This window comes from Streptomyces sp. ISL-96 (assembly GCF_018614035.1).
In the GTDB taxonomy this organism is placed as follows: Bacteria; Actinomycetota; Actinomycetes; order Streptomycetales; family Streptomycetaceae; genus Streptomyces.
In genome coordinates this window covers 1-5,508 of the sequence record NZ_JAGGPA010000100.1, presented here as the reverse complement: position 1 = coordinate 5,508, position 5,508 = coordinate 1, and the positions used below count along the sequence as shown (strand labels likewise).

6 protein-coding genes are annotated in these 5,508 nt (G+C 67.9%); 5 read left to right on the top strand and 1 reads right to left on the bottom strand.

Translation table 11 applies throughout. From position 1 onward, the window contains the following. The first annotated feature begins 90 nt into the window (after positions 1-90). The 5 genes from J7E96_RS36950 (at position 91) to J7E96_RS36930 (ending at position 4,829) form a co-directional block, all read left to right on the top strand. The gene (locus J7E96_RS36950) at positions 91-477 is read left to right on the top strand and encodes an ATP-binding protein (protein WP_308296319.1); all 387 of its coding nucleotides are present in this window, start codon (positions 91-93) and stop codon (positions 475-477) included. Continuing rightward, positions 474-1,484 carry a SpoIIE family protein phosphatase gene (locus tag J7E96_RS36945; RefSeq protein ID WP_308296318.1) on the top strand — a complete coding sequence of 337 codons (1,011 nt, stop codon included), beginning with the start codon at positions 474-476 and terminating at the stop codon, positions 1,482-1,484. Before J7E96_RS36950 ends, J7E96_RS36945 begins: the two co-directional genes overlap by 4 nt. Continuing rightward, positions 1,484-2,770: a PP2C family protein-serine/threonine phosphatase gene (locus J7E96_RS36940; RefSeq protein WP_215138324.1), complete on the top strand. Its 1,287-nt coding sequence runs from the start codon at positions 1,484-1,486 to the stop codon at positions 2,768-2,770. Before J7E96_RS36945 ends, J7E96_RS36940 begins: the two co-directional genes overlap by 1 nt. A 155-nt stretch (positions 2,771-2,925) precedes the next feature. Further along, positions 2,926-3,426 (top strand): MarR family winged helix-turn-helix transcriptional regulator, encoded by a 501-nt coding sequence (locus tag J7E96_RS36935; protein WP_215138322.1) that lies wholly within the window; start codon positions 2,926-2,928, stop codon positions 3,424-3,426. Positions 3,427-3,635: 209 nt separating this feature from the next. Continuing rightward, complete coding sequence (locus tag J7E96_RS36930) at positions 3,636-4,829, top strand: PP2C family protein-serine/threonine phosphatase (RefSeq protein ID WP_215138320.1); 1,194 nt, start codon at positions 3,636-3,638, stop codon at positions 4,827-4,829. A gap of 5 nt (positions 4,830-4,834) precedes the next feature. Here the strand turns inward: J7E96_RS36930 and J7E96_RS36925 are convergent, their stop codons facing one another. Next, positions 4,835-5,308, bottom strand: coding sequence for a MarR family winged helix-turn-helix transcriptional regulator (locus J7E96_RS36925; RefSeq protein ID WP_215138318.1), 474 nt, complete (start codon positions 5,306-5,308; stop codon positions 4,835-4,837). Between the last annotated feature and the right edge of the window lie 200 nt (positions 5,309-5,508).

The window sequence follows — 5,508 nt, the reverse complement described above, 5'->3', positions numbered from 1 at the left end:
CGTCGGTGGATCAAGGCTAAGACAACTACCGCTGCTCCCCGCGAAACCCGCTCCAGAGTCGGCAGTGCTCCGACGGAACCGACCACGCGAGTGGTACTGGCCACCGAGGAGGATTTGCTGACCGTCCGCCATGCGGTGCGCGCGGCCACACTCGCGGTCGGCTTCGGCATCGTCGATCAGACCCGGGTGGTGACCGCCGCCAGTGAGCTGGCGCGCAACGCCTACATCCACGGCGGGGGAGGGGTGCTCACCATCGAATACCCGCGTCGCCACGGTGGAAAGGGCCTGCGGCTGACCATAAGCGACGAAGGCCCCGGCATCCCCGATGTCGAGGCCGCGCTCGTCGACGGCTTCACCACCGGGGCGGGGCTCGGCCACGGGCTGGGCGGTGCCCGTCGTCTCATGGACGACTTCGAGGTACGCACCGGGCCGGGCGCCGGAACGACTGTGATCGCCACCCGGTGGGTGAACCGGTGACGCGTTCAGCGATGCCGGCGACCGCCTTCGTACGCATCGATCACTACAGCGCCGTACAACTGGCCGCCCAGACCGCCCGCTCGTTCGCCGAGCAGCGGCAACTCCCCGGAGCGATGCCCGACCAGGCCGCGGTCCTCGCCTCCGAACTGGCCAGTAACCTCGACAAGCACGCCAGAGACGGGGCCCTCTACATCCAGCCACTGCCGCTGGGCACCGGCCTGGAGATCCTCGCGGCCGACCGTGGCCCGGGCATGCCGGAACTGCAACGCTGCCTCGCCGACGGCTACACCACCACCGGCACCCTGGGGGCCGGCCTGGGGGCCGTCAGCCGGATAGCGACCGACTTCACCATCCGCACCCAGGTCGGTGTCGGCACTCTGGTCTGCGCCCGCCTGGCCGTGCCCGACCAGTCCCAACCGGTGTGCCAGGGCGCCGGATTCCTCTGCCTGCCCGCTGGAGGCGAACAGGAATGCGGGGACGCGGGCGCCATCGCCGAAATCGACGACGTGCGCACCGCGATCGTCATCGACGGGCTCGGACACGGTCCTCATGCCGCCGAAGCAGCCCAGATCGCCCTGCGCTCCTTCCATACCGCGGCAGACCAGCCGCTGCCCCAAATCCTCACCACACTGCACCGGGCACTGCGCCACAGCCGGGGCGCAGCGGTCGGCCTGCTGCGCCTGCACGCCCAGCAGGCGCAGCACTGCGGGATCGGCAACGTCCGCGCTCTGGGTTTCTCTCCGCGCGGCGTCGATCACCGGCTGACCGGCCAGCCCGGCATCGTCGGCTGGAAGATGCCCACCCCTCAGACACACACCATTCCCCTGGCGCCCGGAACAACCGTCGTACTCCACAGTGACGGCATAAACGCCCAATGGGCGCACGCACCCTCCCCCTTCATGCTGCGCCTGCCACCGCCTCTGCTCGCCGCGGCAGTCGCCCACGGCCACCGCTTCAGCCACGACGACGCCACCGTGCTGGCTGTCAGGGCTCACCAGGGATACTGATGACCGACCATCTTTTTCACGCTCTGCCGCCGCTGCGCCGGACCGTGCGCCGTCTCGCACGTGCTTACCAGCTACCTGCCGAAGTCAGAGCCCGCCTTGTGCTGTCTGTGGCCGACCTGACGGACAGCGAATTCCGGGCCGGCCGCCCCGTCACCCTGCACACCGCCCACGAAGCGGGTACGGACGCGGACTCCCATGTCCTGGCAGTCACACTGCGTTTCCCGAAGACAGCGGGGCCGCTCGCCACGGCACATCTGCCCCTGCCCGCCACGGAACCGTCCGCCGGCTCCGTGACGTGGCGGATCCCCGTTTCCACCCCGCGGGAGGCTCCCTCCTTTGCCAGCAGGCTCTCGGCGAACGGAGGCAGCCGGTACGAACCGTGGCCGGACAGTACGTCGTGGACGGAGGCGCAGGTCATCGAGGAAGAACTCCGGGCAGCTTTCGCGCAGACCGACGGGCTCGTCGCCGAGCACCGTCGCCTCAAGCACGAGCTCGCCGAAACCAACGCCGGCGTCCTCGCCCTGTACGTACAACTTGAGGAACGCGACGAACAACTACGCACGGCACACGGCCAGGTCCTTCAGGAACTCGAAGACGCCTTGCGCCCACCGCCGCTCACCCTTGACGGCCTCGAGCTCGCTGTCCACTACGAACCCGCCGACCCCAACGCCCCCACTGGCGGCGACCTCTACGACTGGTTCCGCCTCCCCGACGGCACGCTCCACATCACTGTCGTCGACGCACTCGGACATGGGGTGCGAAGTACACGTAGTGCGCTCAACGTGACTCACGCCGTACGGACCCTGGCCCTCGAAGGCCATCCGCTGCAGTCCATCCTTGCCCGCACCCACGAGATCCTGATGCCGTTGGACCCCGATCTGATGGCCACAGTGCTCCTGGCCCGGCTGGACCCTGTCACCGGACAGCTTCTTCTGGCCAACGGCAGCCACCCACCCGCCCTGGTGCTCCGGTCCGACGGCGGCGCGTCCTTCCTCGAAGTGCGGGGGAGGGGCATCGGCTTTCCCCTGCCCGGGAGCGAGGAGATCCTGCAGGCCGTCATCGAGCCGGGCGACCTGCTCATCCTCTACACCGACGGGCTCACCGAGAGCCGCAGGGACCCGTGCGAGGGCGAGATCCGACTCGTTGAGGCTTCGCGACGGCACGCGGCGGGACCGCTGGCGGAAATTCCCAGTTCCATCGCCGCCGACATGCACTCAGTCGTCCTTCACCCCGACGACACCCTGGCCCTGGCCATCCGCAGGACACCGGCCGCGCCCGGCGCGTGAAGACCTGTGCACTCCTACGACGCCGTGATCTGCCACACACCCCGGCGGTTTTTCCATCCCGTAGGGCGCACGTGACCGGCAAGGGCCCCGGATGGGGACGCAGGATGAGGAGGGGATGGCTGACAAAACGCTCTCTCGGGTGAGAGAGTGGTGCGATGCCCCGCACACTGCACTCCGCTGACCATGAAGAGGTGGCTCACGCCGCATGCGCGGTGTCGGAACTGCTGCAGATGCTGTGGGGCCGTGGCCAGGAAGCCGCCCCCTCCGGGCCGGTGTCGTCCTCGCAGCTGCGGGCCCTGACAGTGCTGGAGGGGCAGGAGGGCGTCAACCTCCGCGCCCTGGGCGAGGCGCTCGGATCACGACCGTCGTCCGTGAGCCGTTTGTGCGACCGCCTGGAAGCAGCTGGACTTGTTGAGCGCTACCCCAGCGCGATCAGCCGCCGCGAGATCGAGGTGCGCCTGAGCCGGCGCGGACGTGCTCTCCTCGCCGAGTTCCGTGCGTTTCGGGCGCGCGAGGTCGAAACGGTGCTGCAGGAGATGACTCCGGCGAAATTGGCCGCACTTGCCGAGGGGCTGGAAGCCTTTCAGGCTGCCGCTGCCCGTATAGGCCTGCCTGGCGAGACGGCTGACGGACAGCGCCCCGCGGACATCGCCTGACCTCTGCCGGATTACAGCGGCGAAATCATTACCCTCAGGGGAATGTTGCCACATGGCAACCGTTTAGTCCAGGGCGTCGGTGGAAGCAGCGCTCGGTCGCGCCTCGGGCGCCGCGATCGCATTGGTATTGTTGCCGCGCGGCAAGTATTTTTGTGACGGCAAGGCAGCCCTGGCGCTTCTGGAGCCCGCGGACGATGAGGGAAGACAGCATGATCAACCAGCCCAGAGGCTGGCTCGGTGCAGCTGAAGACGCGTTGAGGGCGGCGCCACCCACCGGCCTGTTGTCCACCGCGCGCTCGTTGCTCTCCACCTACCTGGACGCCCGCTGGGTGACCCTCCTGCTGGCGGACTACGGCCTGACAGTGCTCCAACCAGTGACGCGCCTGCCCCACACAGGAGAGGCGGTACCCGTTCGCGGCGGGCACCCGGCCGGGCGCGCCTTCTCCGCGCAGGCCGCCGTCGTGGAGGTCGCAGCAGAACCCGGAATGGTCACCGTGCACCTCCCGATCACCGTGCGAGGAGACCGTTTGGGCGTCCTGTCAGTGCATCTTCCGGAGCCGGCCAAGGGCACGCCCGGAGTGCTGGAACTCGCGTCCTTCGCCACAGCGATCGGACACGAACTGCTCGTCGCCGAACGAGACACCGACCTCTACCTGCAAGGGCGAAGACGCAAGCGCCTCACGCTGGCAGCGGAGATGCAGTGGCAGCTGCTGCCCGGCCGAGGGCTCATCCAGAACGAGTACACCCTCAGTGCTCACCTCGAGCCGGCCTACGCGATCGGCGGAGACAACTTCGACTGGAGCACCACCGACGACCACCTCACCATCACCGTCTCCGACGGCAGAGGCACCGGAATCCAGGCCGCGCTCCTGACGAACCTCGCCGTCAGCGCACTACGCAACGCGCGCCGAGCCGGAATCTCCCTGTCCGACCAAGCATGCCTCGCTGACCAGGCCATCTACGGCGAATACGGTGGAGAGCTCTATTCGGCAACCCTCCTCCTGCGTTTCGACCTGGCCACCGGGCACGTTCAGGCGGTGGACGCCGGCTCCCCGCAACTGTTCCGCCAGCGGCAGGACATCGTCGAGCGGGTCGAACTGGAGACCCAGATGCCGCTGGGCATGTTCGAAGAAACGGAGTACCGCGAACAGTCGCTGACCGTGAAACCTGGAGACCGGTTGGTCATCGTGAGCAGCGGCGTGCACAAGGCTCGGTCGCGCGACGGGAACCTCTTTGGTGAAAGCGCCTTGCGCGAGACCATTGCTGCCACCCGAGGCTCGTCGACCCACGAAACAGCACGCGCCGTCGTCGACGCGTTGGTGCAGTACCACGGCAGCCACGACCTGCCCAACGACGCCGCCGTAGTCTGCCTGGACTGGCGCGGCAGGCCCAATACGCCCTGAGCCGGTCAGCCACGCTCCTGATCGGAGCCGGCGGACCGAGCAGCCTTCGAAAAGGCCAGCAAGCCCGCCCGGAGATGCTCGCGTTCAGCCGGCGGCATGCGGGCGAGGATATCGCCGAACAGCGCGTAGCGGCGCGCGAAGAGTGCGTCAATCAACTCGTTTCCGGCCAGCGTCAGCACCAGTCCGATTTCCCGTCGACTGGTTTTCGCCGGTTCGCGGCGCAACAGTCCCGCTGCTTCGAGGCGGTCGCACAGCCTGCTGACAGCCGGCGGAGCAGCACCGACTTCGTCGGCCAGCCCCGTCAGGTTGATGCCCGGACTTCGGCGAGCAATCAGCAGTGCTTCCAATTGGAGTGCGGACAGTCGAGGCGATGCGGAGTGAGAGGCCTGTGCCCAGGCGACCACCACCGCTTCAGCAGCCTCGGCCACCTGAACGGCGAAATCGTGCAGCGGGTCGTCTGGTGGTCCCGCGCGGTCCATACGGCCGTCACTCCCATGAACACTTGTGCAACCCCGGCAGGAGGCTGACGCTCTCGCGGCACGTATCTATCAAATCCACTATGGGCGTCTGCCCGCTCTGCCGAAAGTATCCTCGCGCAGGCGTCGTCGCTTGTGCGAGATTTGGCAGCCGGACACACGTCAGTTGCAGCCGTGACCACACTAGGGCCTGTTGCGAAAGT

Bases quoted from the DNA above. Each gene is read 5' to 3' on its own strand.
- J7E96_RS36925 (WP_215138318.1), bottom strand. From the start codon at position 5,308: ATGGACCGCGCGGGACCACCAGACGACCCGCTGCACGATTTCGCCGTT.
- J7E96_RS36940 (WP_215138324.1), top strand. From the start codon at position 1,484: ATGACCGACCATCTTTTTCACGCTCTGCCGCCGCTGCGCCGGACCGTG.
- J7E96_RS36930 (WP_215138320.1), top strand. From the start codon at position 3,636: ATGATCAACCAGCCCAGAGGCTGGCTCGGTGCAGCTGAAGACGCGTTG.
- J7E96_RS36935 (WP_215138322.1), top strand. From the start codon at position 2,926: ATGCCCCGCACACTGCACTCCGCTGACCATGAAGAGGTGGCTCACGCC.